This window comes from Streptomyces sp. NPDC031111, assembly GCF_055570675.1.
Window position 1 is genome coordinate 226,940 of the sequence record NZ_JBVIGS010000003.1, and the last position, 18,496, is coordinate 245,435.

Annotated in this window: 17 protein-coding genes; 13 read left to right on the plus strand and 4 right to left on the minus strand. The window is 71.5% G+C overall.

Features of this window, described 5'->3' with window-relative positions; translation table 11 throughout:
* Positions 1–20 precede the first annotated feature (20 nt).
* From ACZ470_RS08240 to ACZ470_RS08250, 3 genes are read left to right on the plus strand one after another with little or no spacing between them, the layout of a single operon-like run.
* Positions 21–665: a bifunctional 4-hydroxy-2-oxoglutarate aldolase/2-dehydro-3-deoxy-phosphogluconate aldolase gene (locus tag ACZ470_RS08240; RefSeq protein ID WP_468425555.1), complete on the plus strand. Its 645-nt coding sequence runs from the start codon at positions 21–23 to the stop codon at positions 663–665.
* The gene (locus ACZ470_RS08245) at positions 662–1,624 is read left to right on the plus strand and encodes a sugar kinase (RefSeq protein ID WP_468425557.1); all 963 of its coding nucleotides are present in this window, start codon (positions 662–664) and stop codon (positions 1,622–1,624) included. Before ACZ470_RS08240 ends, ACZ470_RS08245 begins: the two co-directional genes overlap by 4 nt.
* Before the next feature lie 45 nt (positions 1,625–1,669).
* Positions 1,670–2,413: an SMP-30/gluconolactonase/LRE family protein gene (locus ACZ470_RS08250; protein ID WP_468425559.1), complete on the plus strand. Its 744-nt coding sequence runs from the start codon at positions 1,670–1,672 to the stop codon at positions 2,411–2,413.
* A gap of 36 nt (positions 2,414–2,449) precedes the next feature.
* Here the strand turns inward: ACZ470_RS08250 and ACZ470_RS08255 are convergent, their stop codons facing one another.
* Complete coding sequence (locus tag ACZ470_RS08255; protein WP_468425561.1) at positions 2,450–3,169, minus strand: FadR/GntR family transcriptional regulator; 720 nt, start codon at positions 3,167–3,169, stop codon at positions 2,450–2,452.
* Between the two features lie 150 nt (positions 3,170–3,319).
* Here ACZ470_RS08255 and ACZ470_RS08260 point away from each other — a divergent pair, with 150 nt between their 5' ends.
* Both ACZ470_RS08260 and ACZ470_RS08265 read left to right on the plus strand, forming a co-directional pair.
* Positions 3,320–3,649 carry a glycosyl hydrolase 53 family protein gene (locus ACZ470_RS08260; protein ID WP_468425562.1) on the plus strand — a complete coding sequence of 110 codons (330 nt, stop codon included), beginning with the start codon at positions 3,320–3,322 and terminating at the stop codon, positions 3,647–3,649.
* 86 nt (positions 3,650–3,735) lie between these two features.
* A complete protein-coding gene (locus ACZ470_RS08265) occupies positions 3,736–5,040 on the plus strand; it encodes a cellulase-like family protein (protein ID WP_468425564.1) in 1,305 nt (434 codons plus the stop codon).
* Here the strand turns inward: ACZ470_RS08265 and ACZ470_RS08270 are convergent.
* Positions 5,025–5,786: a helix-turn-helix domain-containing protein gene (locus tag ACZ470_RS08270; protein ID WP_468425566.1), complete on the minus strand. Its 762-nt coding sequence runs from the start codon at positions 5,784–5,786 to the stop codon at positions 5,025–5,027. The two genes, ACZ470_RS08265 and ACZ470_RS08270, sit on opposite strands and share 16 nt — an antisense overlap.
* 35 nt (positions 5,787–5,821) lie before the next feature.
* Here ACZ470_RS08270 and ACZ470_RS08275 point away from each other — a divergent pair, with 35 nt between their 5' ends.
* The 7 genes from ACZ470_RS08275 (at position 5,822) to ACZ470_RS08305 (ending at position 12,869) form a co-directional block, all read left to right on the plus strand.
* Complete coding sequence (locus tag ACZ470_RS08275; protein ID WP_468425568.1) at positions 5,822–6,262, plus strand: nuclear transport factor 2 family protein; 441 nt, start codon at positions 5,822–5,824, stop codon at positions 6,260–6,262.
* A 140-nt stretch (positions 6,263–6,402) separates the two neighbouring features.
* Positions 6,403–8,391, plus strand: a complete 1,989-nt coding sequence (locus tag ACZ470_RS08280; protein ID WP_468425570.1) for a flavin monoamine oxidase family protein — start codon at positions 6,403–6,405, stop codon at positions 8,389–8,391.
* Between the two features lie 276 nt (positions 8,392–8,667).
* Positions 8,668–9,966, plus strand: coding sequence for a bifunctional 3-oxoadipate enol-lactonase/4-carboxymuconolactone decarboxylase PcaDC (gene pcaDC, locus ACZ470_RS08285; protein WP_468425572.1), 1,299 nt, complete (start codon positions 8,668–8,670; stop codon positions 9,964–9,966).
* Between the two features lie 54 nt (positions 9,967–10,020).
* The gene (locus ACZ470_RS08290; protein WP_468425574.1) at positions 10,021–10,656 is read left to right on the plus strand and encodes an MBL fold metallo-hydrolase; all 636 of its coding nucleotides are present in this window, start codon (positions 10,021–10,023) and stop codon (positions 10,654–10,656) included.
* A gap of 46 nt (positions 10,657–10,702) precedes the next feature.
* Entirely contained in the window at positions 10,703–11,482 is a 780-nt protein-coding gene (locus tag ACZ470_RS08295) for an exodeoxyribonuclease III (protein WP_468425575.1), read from the plus strand.
* Positions 11,483–11,557: 75 nt separating this feature from the next.
* Entirely contained in the window at positions 11,558–11,965 is a 408-nt protein-coding gene (locus tag ACZ470_RS08300) for a DUF6278 family protein (RefSeq protein WP_468425577.1), read from the plus strand.
* A gap of 160 nt (positions 11,966–12,125) precedes the next feature.
* Positions 12,126–12,869 (plus strand): amino acid ABC transporter ATP-binding protein, encoded by a 744-nt coding sequence (locus tag ACZ470_RS08305; protein WP_468425579.1) that lies wholly within the window; start codon positions 12,126–12,128, stop codon positions 12,867–12,869.
* Positions 12,870–13,134: 265 nt separating this feature from the next.
* On the opposite strand, the gene ACZ470_RS08310 is transcribed toward ACZ470_RS08305, so the two are convergent.
* Positions 13,135–13,890, minus strand: coding sequence for a hypothetical protein (locus ACZ470_RS08310; protein ID WP_468425581.1), 756 nt, complete (start codon positions 13,888–13,890; stop codon positions 13,135–13,137).
* A gap of 172 nt (positions 13,891–14,062) precedes the next feature.
* Here ACZ470_RS08310 and ggt point away from each other — a divergent pair, with 172 nt between their 5' ends.
* Positions 14,063–15,871: a gamma-glutamyltransferase gene (ggt, locus tag ACZ470_RS08315; protein WP_468425583.1), complete on the plus strand. Its 1,809-nt coding sequence runs from the start codon at positions 14,063–14,065 to the stop codon at positions 15,869–15,871.
* A gap of 25 nt (positions 15,872–15,896) precedes the next feature.
* Here ggt and ACZ470_RS08320 read toward each other — a convergent pair whose 3' ends face one another.
* Entirely contained in the window at positions 15,897–18,425 is a 2,529-nt protein-coding gene (locus tag ACZ470_RS08320; protein ID WP_468425585.1) for an ATP-dependent Clp protease ATP-binding subunit, read from the minus strand.
* Positions 18,426–18,496: the final 71 nt, after the last annotated feature.

An 18,496-nucleotide genomic window follows, 5' to 3' on the forward strand; every position in this document is an offset into this window, starting at 1 on the left:
ACCACGACGGAGAACAACGCATGCTGAACCACACCGACTTCACCCACGAACTGCGTCGCAACCGACTGGTGGCCATCGTGCGCGGCAGTGACCCCGAGGCCGCGCTGGCCAGTGTCCTGGCCCTCGCCCAGGAGGGCGTGCGCCTGATCGAGATCTCGTTGACGACACCCGACGCCGAAACCGTCATCACGCGGGCCGTCGAAGAGGCGGGCGCCGACGCCGTCATCGGAGCGGGCACGGTCGTCACCAGGCAGGACGCCCTGCGGGCCCGGGACGCGGGCGCCCGGTGGATGGTGACGCCCGCCCTGGACAAGGGCTTCGAGCACGCCGTCGCACTCGGCGTGCCCGTGCTCGCCGGCGCGCTCACGCCCACGGAAGCGGTGACCGCGATGCGGTGCGGCGCCGACGCGGTCAAGCTGTTCCCCGCCTCCCTGGGCGGACCCGGCTATCTGCGCGCGCTGCGCGACCCGCTGCCCGACACGCCGTTCGTACCGGTGGGAGGAGTGGACGCCGAAGCCGCCCGGGCCTACTTCGCCGCGGGCGCCGTGGCCGTGGGCGTGGGGTCACCCCTGCTCGGTGACGCCGCGCAGGGCGGTGACCTTGCCCAATTGCGGGTCCGGGCCCGGGAGTTCCTCACCGTGTGCGCGGCGGGGGACGCCGCATGAGCACCGTCCCGCCGCAGGCCCTGACGTTCGGCGAGACGATGCTCTCGCTCCAGGTGGACGGTGCCCTGACCTCGGGCGGTCTGGCCCGCACGGCGGTCGCGGGCGCGGAGTCCAACGTGGCGGTGGGCCTCGCCCGACTGGGGCACCGGGTCGGCTGGGCCGGCCGCCTCGGCGCCGACGAACCCGGCCGGATGATCCTGCGGACGCTGCGCGGCGAAGGCGTGAACGTGGATCATGCCACCGTCGACCCCGGCGCCCCCACGGGGGCCCTGATGCGCGAGCGCCGGGTCGCCGATCTGGCCCGCGTGCACTACTGGCGCTCCGGATCCGCCGCCTCCCGCATGCGGCCACCGCACCTTGAGAGCGCCCTGGCCGCCGGCGCCCGCCTGCTGCACCTGACCGGCATCACCTGCGCCCTGGGCCCCGGCCCGCTGGACACCGTGCGCGCCGCGGCCGAATACGCCGCCGAGCACGGCTGGGCCGTGTCCTTCGACGTGAATCACCGCACCCGGCTGTGGGACGCGGCGACCGCCTCGGCCGCCCTGCGCCCGCTGCTCGGCCTGATCGACATCGTCATCGCCTCCGACGACGAACTGCCCCTGATCGCCGGATACCCCGGCATGTCGGAGACCGACCGGGTGGCCGAGCTGCTCACCCACGGCGTGCGGGAGGTCGTGGTCAAGCGGGGTGCCCGGGGCGCGGACCTGTACCTCGGTGCCGATCAGGTCGTGCACGCCCCGGCCCACCCCGTACCCGTGGTCGACACGGTGGGCGCCGGTGACGCGTTCTGCGCCGGATACCTCTCCGGCGTACTGGACGAACTGCCGCCCGAGCAAAGGCTGCGCCGCGCCACCCGCACCGCCGCGTTCGCCGTCGCCGGCTCCGGTGACTGGGAAGGGCTGCCCCACCGGGACGAACTCCCGCTCCTGGACGCGGCACCCGGCGCGACGGTGCGCTGAGCCCGCCCGGCGCCCCTGTCCCTTCCGTCCCCGAAAGGCCGTCACATGTCCGAGCCCGCACACCATCCGGTCGGCACATTCCTCCCCGTCACGCCCGAACGGCTGGAACTCGGCGAAGGGCCACGCCTGTTGTCCGACGGCAGTGTGGTCCTCGTCGACATCCTCACCGGGAGACTCCTGCGCCTGCCCGAGGACGAGACGGGATCCCTGGTGGAACTGGCGCACCGCATGAACGACGCGGTGTGTGATCCCGCCGGGCGCATGTGGGCCGGCACCATGGCCTACGACGCCACACCCGGCGCCGGCGCGCTGCACCGGTGGAACACCGACGGCTCGGTGACCCGCGTCCTGAACGGGCTGACCGTTCCCAACGGGCCGGCCTTCAGCCCGGACGGCCGCACCCTCTATCTCGCCGACTCCGCCGCGGGCACGGTGGAGGCTTTCCGCGTCGATCCCGACACGGCCGAACTGTCCGACCGCCGACCGGTGTTCCGTATCGAGCCCGAGGACGGCAGCCCGGACGGCATGACGGTCGATTCCGACGGCTGCATCTGGTCGGCGATCTGGGGCGGCGGCCAGATGCGACGCTACAGCCCGCAAGGACAGCCGCTACAGACGGTGGACGTTCCCGCCCTCCAGCCCACCGCCGTCTGCCTGACCGGACAGCACCTCGTCGTGACGACGGCCGCGTACGGGCTGGCCGACCCTGGCCCGTGGGACGGGGCCGTGCTCCGCGCCTCCTGCACGGCCGGCGCTCCGGCCACCCCCGGCGCCGAGCAGCGCCTCTGACCGAACGAGCGGCGGGCTTCCCGTCCGTGTGCGGCATCAGTGGGGTGCGGTGTGCCGGTCCCCGGTGACCTGGTCGAAGTCGTGCGTGGCCTGGGCCAGCAGGTCGAGCATGGCCAGCTCGGCCCGGGGCGCGTCCTGGTCGCGGACGGCGTCGAACACGGCCCGGTGGCTGGGCAGGGGGTCGGATGCCTGGCCGTGGGAGTGCACCACGCGGTCGCGTTCGCGCAGTCCCGGCTCCAGGAGGAGGTCCATGCGGGCCAGCAGTTCGTTGCCGGTGGCGTTGAGCAGGGCTCGGTGGAACGCGGCGTCCGCCTCGGCGGCACCCGCCGGGGAGTGCGCGTGCGTCTCGGCCATGGCGTCCAGGGCGCTCCGCATCGCGTCCAGGTCGTCGTCGGTGCGGTGCAGCGCGGCACGGTGCGCGGCGGCGGGTTCCACGATGGAGCGCACGTCGGCCAGGTCCCGCATCAGTCGCTGACCGCCGCCGCTCTCCACCTGCCAGCGGATGAGGTCCGCGTCGAGCAGGTTCCAGTGCTTGCGCTCCCGGACGAAGGTGCCGCGCTTCTGGCGGGCGTCGATCAGCCCCTTGCCGGCGAGGACCTTCATGGACTCGCGCATGACGGTCAGGCTGACGTCCAGCTCCTCACCGAGTGCGCGGACGTCGAGTATCGCGCCTTCGGGCAGGTCACCGCCGACGATGCGCGTGCCCAGGGTGTGCACGATCTGCCCGTGCACGCCGCGGCCGGTGTAGGACGCCATGCGGTGTTCTCCTCGCGGTGGGAAGCGGTCGGTGCTGGAACACCCTCATCATAGCTCTGCACGTTAATTATGAATACATCTTGACAGGGGTCCGGGCCCCGCCCACGATGAACGCACTTCACCGAGCCGCTCTTGTAGGAGCCGATTGCCATGTTGTCCCTGCACGCCCCCGGAGCGCCCCCGGTCCTGACCGGGCATCTGCCGATGGGCAGTTCCGACACCGCGCCGCACTCGCTGAACTACGGCGCCACCCCCGACGGGCAGCTGCGGTGGACGCGCGAGTTCTTCCGCGCCATGTACGACACGGGCAAGGTGGTGGGGATCTCGTACTGGGACCCGATCGCGATCGACTTCGCCGACGGGGCCGACCCGAACGGCTGGATCGTCGGCGGCGACAACGAGGTCGAGGACACCTCCTTCTTCGACTACAACCGGACGCACAAGGCACTGCCCGGCCTGAGCGCCTTCCGCACCTGGTGAGACACGACTGACCAGAGCCGGCCGGGACGCATGCCCGGTCCCGGCCGGCTCACCCCCCAACCCCCTGAAGCAGAGGCCATCCAGCCATGCCCGTCACCCGGCCCAGCCACCTCCCCGACACCTTGAAGATCACCCTGTGGGACTTCACCTGGTACACCCGCACCGGCCCCGGTGAGCCCTTCGCCGACCTGGACGCCGCATTCGCCCAGGCCCTGCAGCGCGGCTACAACACCGTGCGCATCTGCGCCATGCCCTACCTGCTGTTCGGCTCCGGCCTGGACACCGGCAACCTGCGCCTGGGTCCTCTCGGAGGCGCCTACGCCCAGCGCGTGCGTTGGTACGACGTACCGGCGACGACACGGATCGACGCGCGCGCCCATCTGCTGGCGCTGTTCGAAGCCGCCCGCCGGCACGACTGCTTCGTCATCCTCTCCAGCTGGGAGTACCAGCAGTCGTCGTCCTTCGCCCAGGACCGCGCCTGGTTCGACGCGCTGATGGCCGTCGACCCCGAGCACCGCCCCACGGCACTGGCCGACGCACTCGCCGACCTCATCGACTTCCTCGCCGACCACGGCGGGCTGGACGACCGCATCGCGTTCACCGAACTGCACAACGAGGTCCAGGGCGGGTCCCTCACCGAGGGCCTCACCGGTGACCTCGTCGTCGCGCTGCGGCCCAGGCTGGAAAGGGGGCTCGCCCGCTTCCGCGAGCGGCAACCCGAACGGATGGTGACCGTCAACTACGCCCACGTACCGGTCGGTTCCCTGCGCGGTGTGCCCCGGGACATCGACGTCGCCGTCTTCCACCCCTACGTCTACGGCGTCCTGGACGAACTCCTGGACGCATTCGCCCTGAGGGACCTCTCCCGGCCCTTCCCCCAGGAACGCGCCCAGCGAGAACTGCTGCGCCCCGGCGCACCGGCCCTCGACGACTGGGCGCCACCGGTCGGCGACCGATGGCGTCTCGACGCCACCGTGGTCGGCCGCCGCGAGGTGTACGTGCACGACTGGTGCGACCCGCAGCGCTGGGACGCCTGGCTCTACGAGCGCTACGCCGTCCACCGCACGGCGATGGAACAGCAGCTGCGCACCTGGATCGACGCCGCCGCCGACTGGGCCGCCGAGACCGGCGTGCCGTTCGTGTTCGGTGAGGGCTGGATCGGCTACACCCCGCTGCACGGCACCTTCGAAGAGGGCCCGGTGGGCGCGGCCTTCTGCCGCCTGGCGGTGACCGAGTCCGCACGCGCCGGAGCCTGGGGCGCGGTGGTGTGCTCCAACGCCGCACCCCACCACCCGATGTGGCACGACATCGACCTGCAACGGGAGTGCAACGCCCTGCTCACAGCGAGACACCACCCAGCACCCTGCGATACCGCTCACTCCTCGAAGTAGGTGGCGCTCTCCGCGTCCGCCGGGTAGTAGGACTCGATCGCGACCTCGTCGAGCGTGATGTCCATCGGGGTACCGAAGGTGGTGATGGTCGAGAACAGCCGCAGCTCTCGTCCGTCGAAGCGAAGGGTCATCGGGATCAGGACATCGGATTCGATCGATCGGCTCGACACGTCCTCGGAATTGGGCTCCAGCAGTTCCTCGTAGAGCGCGGTGAGCTCAGCGTCGGGAGCGACGGCGAGCTGACGCCTGATTCGGGAACGGAACACCGCACGTACGTCGGCCAGGTTGACGACCAGAGGAGCGAACCCGCGCGGGTCCAGTCCCAGCCGTACCAAGTTGATCGGCGGCCGTAGCAGGTCGGGATCGACGTCCGCGAAGAACGGCTCGACCGCACGGTTGGTCATCACGATGTTCCACCGGCGATCGAAGGCCACCGCCGGGTACGGCTCATGCGCGCGCAGCACCCTCTCGACCGCGCCACGGGCCGCCGACAGCGCGTCGTCATCGAGCGGCCGCTCGGCATAGCGGGGCGCGAAGCCGGCCGCGAGCAACAGGCGGTTGCGCTCACGCAACGGCACATCGAGCTGGTCCGCGAGCCGGAGCACCATGTCGGCGCTCGGGTTTGACTTGCCCGTCTCGACCAGGCTGACATGACGAGCCGAGACGTCGGCCGCGATCGCGAGATCGAGTTGGCTGAGTCGTCGGCGATGCCGCCACTGCCGCAACAACTCCCCGACCGTATGCACAGCTGTCGAGAGTACTCATCGTGGAGTCTCACGCCATGAAATCCGACTTCATCGACAACCGTTGCGACCGCGGAAACACTGCGTCCATGACCACAGACAACAAGGGCATCGTTCAAAGGGCACTGGCGGAACTGATCGAGACGGGCAGCGCCGACGCGCTCGAACCGTTGCTGAGCGATGACTTCGTCCATCACAGGCCGGACTCGACCTCCTCGACCAAAGCGGAATGGCTCGCCGCCGTACAGGCGGCACTCACCCCGCTCGCCGATATGCGGGTCGACGTCCACCACCTGCTGGCCGACGGTGATCACGTCGTGATGCACTCGCGGCGACGGCTCCCCGATGCCGGGCCGGAGATCGCGGTCGTCGACATCTGGCGGATCGACGACGGGCTGATCGCCGAAGGATGGGAGATCATCGAGCCGGTGGCCCAGGCAGCCGCCCATCTGGTGTGGTGGGAGCCTGCTGAGCGCTGACCGGTGCCAGGAGACTCACGCGGGAGCGCGCGTGCCTGGTGAACATGGTCACGGAGCGTAGACCCCTTCGAGTGGTTTGAGAGGCACGTCCGTGTGAAGGCGCTATCCGCGTGCCGTTCGCGCACCAAGAGTGATGCGCGATGAACACTCAGAACGCGAACTCCTCAGACGTGAGCACTCCGTCGGCACACCAGGACGCCACTCCCTCCCGGCGCACCGTGGTCACGGCGACCGGCGCCTCGGCGCTCGCGGTCGGGCTCACCGCAGCCTCCGCCACCTCCGCGACCGCGCTCAGTCCCGCCACCGCGCCCGCCGTCAAGCCGGTGGCGGCCCCGCCCGGCACCGATCCGAAGGCGTACCGGACGGTCGCCCGCGCTGTCGTGGTCCACGACGAACACGACAAGCCCCTGGTCCCGGGCTACGTGAAGATCGTCAACAATGGTCTGCCGACCGGCAGGGGGAAGGCCACCAAGCGGGTGCTGGTCGTCGGGGCGGGGCCGGCCGGCCTGCTCGCCGCCGACCTGCTCAACCGGGCGGGACACGACGTCGTCGTGATCGAGGCCAATGGCAACCGGGTCGGCGGCCGCGTCAAGACCTTCCGCAAGGGGGGCCACGAGAACGGCGCGCAGCCGTTCGCCGATCCCCGGCAGTACGCCGAGGCCGGGGCCATGCGGCTGCCCGACAGTCATCCGCTCCTCATGGCCCTGCTGAAGAAGTTCGACCTTCCCCGCCAGGAGTTCTACCTGGTGGACGTCGATCCGGACGACCCGGCGACGAAGACCAATCGCACCTGGATGCACGTCAACGGCATCCATGAGCGCCGGGCCGACTACGAGAAGAACCCGGAAAGGGTCAACGACACTTTCAACGTCACCGGCGCACACCGGAAGAAGACCGCCGCCGCCATCCTCGCCGACGCGCTCGAACCCGTACACCGACTCGTCCGGGGCAAAGAGGGGACCGCCCTCGTCGACGGGTGGACCGAGGTACTCGAGAAGTACGGACACTGGTCCATGTACCGCTACCTCACCGAAGCCGCGGGGCTCGACACCAACACCATCGACCTGGTCGGCACCGTCCAGAACCTCACCTCGCGGTTGCACCTCTCCTTCCTGCACAGCTTCCTGTCCAGCGCACTGATCTCCCCCGGGACCAAGTTCTGGGAGATCAAGGGCGGGACCGCGCTGCTCGCCGACGCGCTCTACGCGCCCGTGAAGGGAAAGGTACGGCTCGACCGGCGCGCCGTACGCGTCGAACGCGCGGGCGGCACAGTGCGGGTGCACACCGTCTCGGAGGACTGCCAGACAGGCAAGGGCGGCACCACGGAGGTCTTCGAGGGCGACGAGGCGATCATCACCGTGCCCTTCTCCGGACTGCGGCACGTCGCATTCGACCCTCCGCTGTCGTACGGAAAGCGCCGGGCCATCACGGAGTTGCACTACGACTCCGCGACCAAGGTGCTGCTCGAATTCTCCCGGCGCTGGTGGGAGTTCACGGAGGCACAGTGGAAGCGGGCCCTCGACACGATCGAGGACGGCCTCTACGAGAAGTACCGGGCGGGCAAGGTCAGGGACGCCGGACACCTCGGTGCCCACAAGTCGGTGAAGGACCTGGGGGTGACGATCCCCGATGACCTCAAGCACTGCTTCACCGCCTTCAGGCCCGCCAAGGAAGGTGAGGTCGAGGCCGCCCACGTCCGCGGTGGCGGCGCCGTCAGCGACAACGCCAACCGCTTCATGTACTTCGAGCACGCCCAGCCCATGGAAGGCAGCGACGGCGGCATCATGCTCGCCTCGTACAGCTGGGCCGACGACGCCCTCAAGTGGGACGCCTACGCCGACGAGGAGCGCTACCTGCGCGCCCTCGCCGGAGTGCAGGCGGTCTTCGGCCGCCGCTGCGAGGTGTTCTTCACCGGCAAATGCCGGACCCAGTCGTGGACGCGGGACCACTACGCCTACGGAGAGGCATCCGTGCTCTTCCCCGGCCAGCACACAGAGCTGTTCCCCGACATCCCCACCTCCGAAGGACCCCTGCACTTCGCCGGGGACCACACCTCGATCAAGCCGGCCTGGATCGAGGGCGCTCTGGAATCCGCCGTCCGTTCCGCTCTGAAGGTCCACACCGGCTGACCGGGCCGGGCGGCATCCCCGACTCCGGGTCGCGGCCGCGACCCGGAGCCGGGGGGCCTCGGACGCCGAGCGGGACCACCACGTGCACATCCACCCGCGGTCGGCGGCCCGTGGCCGAACAGCCGCGCCGCGTCAGGGGCGCGCGTACGCGCTGAGAGGCTCGGACTCGATCGACGAGGCCGTCGGCAGTGCCCGTCGAGTCGAGCCGCGACGGCATCGAGCCGTCGGCTTCCCCGGGCTGTGTGGGATTTCGTGAGACGTGAGAGGGTCTGGGGCGTGAGCGAGACACCACCCAACACCCTGCAATACCGCTTCGACGGACCAGAAGACGCTCCGGTTCTGATCCTGGGGCCCTCACTGGGTATCACCTGGCACATGTGGGACCGGCAGGTTCCCGAGCTGACGAAGCAATGGCGGGTCTTCCGGTTCGATCTGCCGGGACACGGAGGCGCCCCGGCCCACCCCGCCGGCTCCGTCGCCGATCTCACCGCGCGGCTGCTCGCCACCCTCGAGGGCCTCGGCGTGCAGCGCTTCGGCTACGCCGGCTGCGCGCTCGGCGGTGCCGTCGGGATCGAGCTGGCGCTGCGCCACCCCGAGCGCCTCGCGTCCCTCGCGCTGATCGCCGCCTCGCCCCGCTTCGGCACGGCGGACGAGTTCCGCCAGCGCGGGGTGATCGTACGGACCAACGGGCTCGACCCCATCGCCCGCTCCGCGCCGGAGCGCTGGTTCACCGGCGGGTTCGCCGCCGCCCAGCCCGCGATCACCGAGTGGGCCGTGCAGATGGTGCGCACCACCGACCCCGGCTGCTACATCGCCGCCTGCGAGGCGCTCGCCTCGTTCGACGTGCGGTCGGGACTCGGCAGCGTCGGCGTGCCCACCCTGGTGCTGGTCGGCTCCGAGGACCAGGTCACCGGCCCCGCCGAGGCCCGCACCCTGGTCGCCGGGATCCCCGACGCCCGGCTCGCCGTCGTACCCGGCGCCTCCCACCTGGTGCCGGTGGAGCAGCCGGCCGCCGTCACCGATCTGCTGGTGCGGCACTTCTCCACCGCCTGGCAGCCCGCCTTCGACTCCGCCACCGGCCAGACCGCCCTGCCCGCGGCGGCCGTGAAGCCGGTGCTCGCCGCCGCCCCGCCGCAGCCCGCGCCCGTCGCCGAGATCGCCCCGCCCGCCGTACCGCGGCAGACGCAGGGCAGGCCCGACCCGTACGACACCGGGATCAAGGTGCGCCGGGAGGTGCTGGGCGACGCGCACGTCGACCGGGTGCTGGCCGAGGCCGACGAGTTCTCCGCCGACTTCCAGGAGCTCGTCACCCGGTACGCGTGGGGCGAGGTGTGGGACCGGCCCGGCCTCGACCGGCGCACCCGCAGCTGCGTCACCCTCACCGCCCTCGTCGCCGGCGGCCACCTGGACGAGCTCGCCCCCCACATCCGCGCCGCCCTGCGCAACGGGCTCACCCCGGGCGAGATCAAGGAGGTGCTGCTCCAGGCGGCCGTCTACTGCGGCGTCCCGGCGGCGAACAGCGCGTTCCGGGTGGCCCAGCAGGTCGTCCGCGAGGAGACCACACCCCAGGAGTGAGCCCCGGCGGGGTGCTCCGCGCGGCCGTGAACGGCACGGGGGCAGGATGGAATCATGAAGCTCACGAAGAAGTCGCACTCCTGTGTCCGCCTGGAGAAGGACGGACGCGTCCTCGTCCTCGACCCCGGAGGGTTCAGCGAGGAGGACGCGGCCCTCGGCGCGGACGCCGTCCTGGTCACGCACGAGCACCCGGACCACTTCGACGAGGGCCGGCTGCGGACCGCCCTGGAGGCCAACCCGGCCGCCGGGATCTGGACCCTGAAGTCGGTCGCGGACCAGCTCTCGGCGGCCTTCCCGGGTCGCGTGCACACCGTCGGCCACGGCGACACCTTCACCGCCGCCGGCTTCGACGTCCAGGTCCACGGCGAGCTGCACGCGGTGATCCACCCGGACATCCCGCGCGTCACCAACGTCGGCTACCTCGTCGACGGCGGGAAGCTCTTCCACCCCGGCGACGCGCTCACCGTCCCCGATGTGCCGGTCGACACGCTGATGCTGCCGGTCCAGGCCCCCTGGAACAAGATCTCCGAGGTCATCGACTACGTCCGCGAGGTGCGGCCGAGGCGTGCCTACGACATCCACGACGCCCTCCTCACCGATCTCGCGCGCCCGGTCTACGACCGCCAGATCGGCGCCCTCGGCGGTGCGGAGCACCTGCGGCTCGCGCCGGGAGGCTCCACCGAGCTGTGAGCCGGCGGGCGGGGCGTTGTCAGAGGCGCCGGGTAGGTTGTGGGACATGCGCATCGCTACCTGGAACGTGAACTCGATCACCGCCCGCCTGCCGAGGCTCCTGGCCTGGCTGGAGAGCAGCGGCACGGACGTGCTGTGCCTCCAGGAGGCCAAGGTCGCCGAGGACCAGTTCCCGGCGGAGCAGCTGCGGGAACTGGGCTACGAGTCGGCGGTGCACGCCACCGGCCGGTGGAACGGAGTGGCGGTGCTCTCCCGCGTCGGCCTGGAGGACGTCGTCAAGGGCCTGCCGGGCGATCCCGGGTACGACGGCTCCGTCGAGCCCCGCGCGATCTCCGCGACCTGCGGCCCGGTCCGCGTCTGGTCGGTGTACGTGCCGAACGGCCGTGAGGTGGACCACCCGCACTACGCGTACAAGCTCCAGTGGTTCGAGGCGCTGAAGGCGGCCGTGGCCGGCGACGCGGCGGGCGGCCGCCCGTTCGCCGTCATGGGCGACTACAACGTGGCGCCGACCGACGACGACGTCTACGACCGGGACGCCTTCGAGGGCTCCACCCATGTCACGCCCGCCGAGCGCGCCGCCCTCGCCTCCCTGCGCGAGGCCGGCCTGTCCGACGTCGTCCCGCGCCCCCTCAAGTACGAGCACCCCTTCACGTACTGGGACTACCGCCAGCTCTGCTTCCCCAAGAACCGCGGCATGCGCATCGACCTGGTGTACGGCAACGAGCCGTTCGCCAAGGCGGTCACGGACTCCTACGTCGACCGTGAGGAGCGCAAGGGCAAGGGCGCCTCGGACCACGCGCCGGTCGTGGTGGACCTCGACGTGTAGCCGCCGGCCGCCCGGCCGTCGTCCGACCCCGCGCGCCTGTGGTGCACAACACGGTACGAATGACAGGCTGGAGGTATGAACATCCCTTTCCTGGGCCACCGGCGCCAGAAGGCGGGGGTTCCCGATCCCGAGGGCATCGCGGAACTCCTCGCCGAGTGCGAACTCCTGCGCTCCCAGGCGTCCCGGGCGGGTGTGCGACTCGACGACTCCCCGGCCTCGTTGGAGGCGCTGGACCAGCTGGTGCCGCGCTGGCGGGACGACGAGGAGACCTCGACCTGGCTGGGCAACGACGCCGGGCTGTACCTCGGCACCGTCATCGTGCGCACCGTACCGGGGGCCGCCTGGGAGATCCGCGCCGACGGACAGCCGGTCGTACGGCTCGCCTCCGGGCGGGAGTTCGACGTCGTGGACGCGGGCCACGCGTGGGCGGCCAGCGGCGTGCCCGAACTGTCGCAGCTGTACGCGGAGGTCGCCGAGACGTGACGCGCGGGCGGCCGGCCGGGGCACGGCAGCCGTAAATACGGCTATTGATCGGAAGGTGCGTGTCGCGCCACCGGGGCGATCTTGCCCGGATACGTTGCGGCGACCACCACACGTACCACCACGTGCACCACCACACGGCTGAGAGCGAGTAGGGGTGGGTATGGCCGTCGAACCGCTGATCGAACTGCGTGACGTCAACAAGTACTTCGGGGATCTCCATGTCCTGCGGGACATCGGGCTCACCGTGGGCAGGGGAGAGGTGGTCGTCGTCATCGGCCCGTCGGGGTCGGGCAAGTCGACCCTGTGCCGCGCGATCAACCGGCTGGAGACCGTCCAGTCCGGCACGATCCTGGTCGACGGGCAGCCCCTGCCGGACGAGGGCAAGGCGCTGGCGCGGCTGCGGGCCGATGTCGGCATGGTCTTCCAGTCGTTCAACCTCTTCGCGCACAAGACCGTGCTCCAGAACGTCTCCCTGGGCCAGGTCAAGGTCCGTGGACGCAAGAAGGAGGAGGCCGACCGGCGCTCCCATGCGCTCCTCGACCGCGTCGGCGTCGCCAACCAGGCCGACAAGTACCCGGCGCAGCTCTCGGGAGGCCAGCAGCAGCGCGTGGCGATCGCGCGGGCGCTGGCCATGGACCCCAAGGTGATGCTGTTCGACGAGCCGACCTCCGCGCTGGACCCGGAGATGATCAATGAGGTCCTGGAGGTCATGCGGCAACTGGCCGGCGAGGGCATGACCATGATCGTGGTGACGCACGAGATGGGCTTCGCCCGCTCCGCGGCGAACCGGGTGGTCTTCATGGCGGACGGCCGGATCGTGGAGGACCGCACCCCCGACGAGTTCTTCAGCGACCCGAGCACCGACCGGGCCAAGGACTTCCTCTCCAAGATCCTCAAGCACTGAACGGGGTGGCGCCCGTAGACCCGTCCGCGCCGGCCTCGACTAGGATGGTCCCTTCATCCCGGTGGGGGAGGGGACTTCGCGTCAGGAGCGGGGACGCCGCCGCCGGGAGGGACCCACCACCCGTGGTGGCGGTGGATCACATCGGCCAGTCCCGTCCGGCGGCAGCCGGAGATCACTGCTCGCGCGGAAACGGCCCGTGCCACGGGCCGGATCCGCCGGCGAGGAGAAGGTCAGCTGCGCGCCGGACGGGTGGTGCTGAACCGGGTCAGTCGGCGCGGTGGCTGTTGCGGGGCGCGGGAGCCGGCAGCGCGGTCTGCGCGGCCTTGGTCACGTCCGCGACCAGTTCGACCACATCCGGTCCGTACGCCTGCGAGTTGATCACCTTCAGCAGCAGGACGAACGAGTGCGAGCCGTACTTGCGGGCCAGCCGCTCGTGGTTGCGGGCGAGATAGCGGGTGGCGGCCTGGTTGGTGATCGCGCGCTGGCCGCAGAACAGGAACACCGGCCGGGTCTCCCGCCGTTCACCGGCGGTCAGCCGCGCCAGCAGCACGTACTCGGTGATGCCCGGGTCCATGCGGTAGCGCTCGGAGCCGATCTGGAAGGCGCCCCGGTCCGGGCCCGGCTCCGGATCGACGTTGACCCGCACCCCCGGCAGCATGGCCGCCATGTGGGCGACCATCCGCCGGTTCGATCCGGGCCCGCCCACACAGAACTCGGTCCGCTCGCCGAAGCCCTGATGGGCCGCGTCCTGGGTGACCACCTGGGCATGCGCCCCGCAGTCCTTGATCAGCGCGGAGAGCTCCAGCAGCGCGAACACGTCGAAGCGGTGCACCGCCGGTTCCGCCGTCGCCGGATCCCGGTTGACGACGAGCAGTGACTCGGAGTTCTCCGGCAGCCCGAAGAACATCTGCTTGCGCCGGAGCTTCCTCTTCCACAAGTAGGTACGGGCGAGCCAGCCCAGCGCGGCACTGATGCCGGCGGCCACCACACCCAGAACGATGTTGCGCACGTCGTCATTCATGGGCGCGCATGCTAGCGGGCCCACGCAAACCCGTGTTCGAGCCCAGAGCGCAAAGGGCCGCAAAGGACCGCAAGGGCCGCGGCGACTCGGGGACGGCACACCTCGCGCACCTCCCTGACGCGAGCATGGCGGCGAACTAAGCTGCGCGAACGGCTCTTCACCGGAGGTGCGGATGCGTCGCCCTGTCGTACGGAAACTCGCGGTCCTGGCGGTCGGTGCCGCCGTGCTGTCGGTGGGGGCGGCCCCGCCACCCACCCAGCACGACACACCCGCCCGGCACACCCCCAAGGTCCCGGTGGCCGTCGGACACGGCGGCGCGGTCTCCAGCGTCGACGCCGACGCCTCCGCCGCCGGGATCGAGATCCTGAGGAAGGGCGGCAACGCCGTCGACGCGGCCGTCGCCACGGCCGCCGCCCTCGGCGTCACCGAGCCCTACTCGGCCGGCATCGGCGGAGGCGGCTACTTCGTCTACTACGACGCCCGCTCCCGCACCGTGCACACCCTCGACGGGCGCGAGACCGCCCCGCTCACCGCCGACTCCGGGCTCTTCCTGGAGAACGGCGAGCCCATCCCGTTCGCCGAGGCCGTCAGCAGCGGTCTCGGCGTCGGCACCCCCGGCACGCCCGCCACCTGGCAGCGGGCGCTCGACAAATGGGGCGGGCGCGCCCTGGACACGGTCCTGAAACCGGCCGAGCGTCTCGCCCGCGACGGCTTCACCGTCGACGACACCTTCCGCGCGCAGACCGCCGCCAACGAGACCCGCTTCCGCCACTTCCCCGACACGGCCGAGCTGTTCCTCCCCGGCGGCGAACTCCCGGCCGTCGGCTCCACCTTCAAGAACCCCGATCTGGCCCGCACCTACCGGGAGTTGCGCCGCGAGGGCGTCGACGCCCTGTACCGGGGCGCCATCGGCCGGGACATCGTGGACACGGTCAACAAGCCGCCCGTGGACCCGGATTCCGGCTGGAACGCCCGCCCCGGCGAGCTGTCCGAACGCGACCTCGCCGCCTACCGCGCCAAGTCCCAGCCGCCCACGAAGACCTCGTACCGCGGACTGGACGTCTACTCCATCGCGCCCTCCTCCTCCGGCGGCACCACGGTCGGCGAGGCCCTCAACATCCTGGAGCGCACCGACCTCTCCGACGCGAGCGACGTCCAGTACCTGCACCGCTTCATCGAGGCGAGCCGGATCGCGTTCGCCGACCGGGGCCGCTGGGTCGGCGACCCCGCCTTCGAGGACGTACCGACGCGGGAACTGCTCTCCCAGCGGTTCGCCGACTCGCGCGAGTGCCTCATCGAGGACGACGCCGTCCTCACCAGCCCCCTCGCCCCCGGCGACCCCCGCGACCCCGAGCCCTGCGCGACCGGCGGCACGGCCGCCCCCACGACGTACGAGGGCGAGAACACCACGCACCTCACCACCGCCGACCGGTGGGGCAACGTCGTCGCCTACACCCTCACCATCGAGCAGACCGGCGGCAGCGGCATCACCGTGCCCGGACGCGGGTTCCTGCTCAACAACGAGCTGACCGACTTCTCCTTCGCCCCGGCGGACCCGGCCGTGCACGACCCGAACCTGCCCGGCCCCGGCAAGCGGCCCCGCTCGTCGATCTCCCCGACGATCGTGCTCGACGGGCACGACCGGCCGGTGGTGGCGCTCGGCTCGCCCGGCGGCTCGACCATCATCACCACCGTGCTGCAAACCCTCACCGGCTTCCTCGACCGGGGACTGCCGCTGGTCGACGCGATCGCCGCGCCGCGCGCCAGCCAGCGCAACACGGCGCGGACGGACCTCGAACCCGGCCTGTACGGCAGCGAGGTGCGGCAGTCCCTGGAGGCCATCGGGCACTCCTTCAGGGAGAACCCGGAGATCGGCGCGACCACCGGCATCCAGCGCCTGCCGGACGGCAGGTGGCTCGCGGCGGCCGAGAAGGTCCGCAGGGGCGGCGGCTCGGCGATGGTGGTCCGTCCGGCCCGCTGAGGGCGACCGGGGGACGCCGGCGCCGTCACAGCTCGGCGGCCGGCGTCTCCTGCGTACGGAACGTCAGGTGACCGTCCCGCGCGTCCACGGTCACCCGGCCGCCCTCCCGGACCCGGCCGTCCAGCAGCAGCCGGGACAGCTGGTTGTCGACCTCCCGCTGGATGGTGCGGCGCAGCGGCCGGGCGCCGTACTCGGGCTGGTGGCCCCGTTCGGCCAGCCAGTCCACGGCCGCGTCGGTGAAGTCGATCGCGATGCCCTGGCCCTTCAGTCCGCGCCGGGTGCTCTCCAGGAGCAGGTCGGTGATCCGCCGCAGTTCCTCGCGGGTCAGCTGGCGGAACACCACGACCTCGTCGATCCGGTTGAGGAACTCGGGCCGGAAGTGCTCCCGCAGCGGCCGCAGGATCTGCTCGCGCCGCGCCTCCTCGTCGGCCTCCGCGCCGCCGGACGCGAAACCGAGAGTCGCGCCGCGCCGCGTGATCGCCTCGGAACCGAGATTGCTGGTCATCACGATCACGGTGTTGGTGAAGTCCACCGTCCGGCCCTGCGAGTCGGTCAGCCGGCCGTCGTCGAGGACCTGGAGCAGGATGTTGAAGACATCCGGGTGCGCCTTCTCCACCTCGTCCAGCAGCAGCAGCGAGTACGGATGCCGGCGCACCACCTCGGTGAGCTGCCCGGCCTCCTCGTGCCCCACATAGCCGGGCGGGGCACCCACCAGCCTGCTCACCGTGTGCCGCTCCTGGTACTCGCTCATGTCCAGGCGCACCATCCGGTCCTCACTGCCGAACAGCGCCTCGGCGAGCGCCCGCGCCAGCTCCGTCTTGCCGACGCCCGTCGGGCCGAGGAACAGGAAGCTGCCGATCGGCCGGTCGGGGCTGGACAGACCCGCGCGCGAGCGCATCACGGCGTCCGAGACGACGCTCACGGCCTCGTCCTGGCCGACGACCCGCTGGTGCAGATGCTGCTCCAGGCCCAGCAGCCGGTCCTTCTCCTCCTCGGTGAGCCGGCTGACCGGGATGCCCGTCTGCCGGGCCACCACCTCGGCGATCGCCTCGGCGTCCACCCACAGGCTCTGCCCCTCGTCGACCTCGCCGTCGCCGCCGGCCTCCGTGATCCGCTGCTTCAGCTCCACGATGCGGTCCCGCAGGTGCGTGGCCCGCTCGTACTGCTCGTCGGCGACCGCCTGGTCCTTGTCGCAGGTCAGCTGGTCGACCTCGCGCTCCATGGCCCGTACGTCCGTGCCCTTGGTCCGGGCCCGCAGCCGCACCCGTGCCCCGGCCTGGTCGATCAGGTCGATGGCCTTGTCCGGCAGGCGGCGGTCGCTCAGATAGCGGTCGGACAGCTCCACGGCCGCCACCAGCGCCTCGTCGGTGTAGCGGACCTGGTGGTGGGCCTCGTACCGGTCCCGCAGCCCGCGCAGGATCTCGATGGCGTCCGCCGGGGTCGGCTCGGGCACCATGATCGGCTGGAAGCGGCGGGCCAGTGCCGCGTCCTTCTCGATGCGGCGGTACTCCTCCAGGGTGGTCGCGCCCACGATGTGCAGCTCGCCGCGGGCGAGGGCCGGCTTGAGGATGTTCCCGGCATCCATCGAGCCGCCCTCGCCTCCGCCCCCGGCGCCGACGACGGTGTGCAGCTCGTCGATGAAGATGATCAGCTGGTCGGAGTGGGTGCGGATCTCCTCGACGATGTTGTTCATCCGCTCCTCGAAGTCGCCCCGGTAGCGGGTTCCGGCGACCACGGCGGTCAGGTCCAGGGCGACCACGCGCCGGCCGAGGAGTACGTCGGGCACGTCGCCCTCGGCGATCCGCTGGGCCAGCCCCTCCACGACGGCCGTCTTGCCGACGCCCGCGTCCCCGATCAGCACCGGGTTGTTCTTGCCGCGCCGGGAGAGCACCTCTACGGTCTGCTCGATCTCGTCGTCGCGTCCGATCACCGGGTCGACACGGCCCTCGCGGGCGAGCTCGGTGAGGTCACGGCCGTACTTGTCCAGGGTCGGGGTGCCCGTGGCGGGGCGGGGCCGTTCGGCGCGGACCTGCGGGGCCTCCGGTGCCTCCGGCGGGCCGGAGGGGGCGAAGCGGGCCGCGTTGAGGATGTGGCCCGCGGCCGAGTCGGGGTTGGAGGCGAGGGCGCTGAGGACGTGCTCGGGGCCGATGTAGCCGGCGCCCGACGCGCGGGCCATCTCGTGCGCGTCCAGCAGGGCCCGCTTGACGGCGGGCGTCAGGGACAGCGAGGTCGGCGGCGGGGCGTCCTCCGGGCCGTGCTGGACCGGTCCGGACCGGTCGTCGATCTGCGACGCCAGCGAGTCGGGGTCCGCGCCGGCCCGGCTGAGCAGGCTGCGGGTCGGCTCGGCGGAGAGCGCGGCGCGCAGCAGGTGCTGGGTGTCCAGGTCACGGCTGCCGTGCTCGGCGGCGTACTGGGCGGCCCCGCGCACCAGTTCCCGGGCGGGCTGGCTGAGGAGCCTGCCGATGTCGATCTGGCGGGGGCGTTGTCCGCCGAAGAAGCGGGCGAGGAATTCTGCGAAGGGGTCACCCTCCGGGCCGACGAAACCACTCGTCATCGTCATCCGTTCCTTCGCTGGGTCGACGTGCCGGGGCCGGGTAACCCGGTCGGGGCTCGCTCATGCCAACG

Bases quoted from the DNA above. Each gene is read 5' to 3' on its own strand.
- ggt (WP_468425583.1), top strand. From the start codon at position 14,063: ATGCGTCGCCCTGTCGTACGGAAACTCGCGGTCCTGGCGGTCGGTGCC.
- ACZ470_RS08280 (WP_468425570.1), top strand. From the start codon at position 6,403: ATGAACACTCAGAACGCGAACTCCTCAGACGTGAGCACTCCGTCGGCA.
- ACZ470_RS08310 (WP_468425581.1), bottom strand. From the start codon at position 13,890: ATGAATGACGACGTGCGCAACATCGTTCTGGGTGTGGTGGCCGCCGGC.
- ACZ470_RS08240 (WP_468425555.1), top strand. From the start codon at position 21: ATGCTGAACCACACCGACTTCACCCACGAACTGCGTCGCAACCGACTG.
- ACZ470_RS08260 (WP_468425562.1), top strand. From the start codon at position 3,320: ATGTTGTCCCTGCACGCCCCCGGAGCGCCCCCGGTCCTGACCGGGCAT.
- ACZ470_RS08300 (WP_468425577.1), top strand. From the start codon at position 11,558: ATGAACATCCCTTTCCTGGGCCACCGGCGCCAGAAGGCGGGGGTTCCC.
- ACZ470_RS08290 (WP_468425574.1), top strand. From the start codon at position 10,021: ATGAAGCTCACGAAGAAGTCGCACTCCTGTGTCCGCCTGGAGAAGGAC.
- ACZ470_RS08295 (WP_468425575.1), top strand. From the start codon at position 10,703: ATGCGCATCGCTACCTGGAACGTGAACTCGATCACCGCCCGCCTGCCG.
- ACZ470_RS08265 (WP_468425564.1), top strand. From the start codon at position 3,736: ATGCCCGTCACCCGGCCCAGCCACCTCCCCGACACCTTGAAGATCACC.
- ACZ470_RS08320 (WP_468425585.1), bottom strand. From the start codon at position 18,425: ATGACGAGTGGTTTCGTCGGCCCGGAGGGTGACCCCTTCGCAGAATTC.
- ACZ470_RS08305 (WP_468425579.1), top strand. From the start codon at position 12,126: ATGGCCGTCGAACCGCTGATCGAACTGCGTGACGTCAACAAGTACTTC.
- ACZ470_RS08275 (WP_468425568.1), top strand. From the start codon at position 5,822: ATGAAATCCGACTTCATCGACAACCGTTGCGACCGCGGAAACACTGCG.
- ACZ470_RS08255 (WP_468425561.1), bottom strand. From the start codon at position 3,169: ATGGCGTCCTACACCGGCCGCGGCGTGCACGGGCAGATCGTGCACACC.
- ACZ470_RS08250 (WP_468425559.1), top strand. From the start codon at position 1,670: ATGTCCGAGCCCGCACACCATCCGGTCGGCACATTCCTCCCCGTCACG.
- ACZ470_RS08245 (WP_468425557.1), top strand. From the start codon at position 662: ATGAGCACCGTCCCGCCGCAGGCCCTGACGTTCGGCGAGACGATGCTC.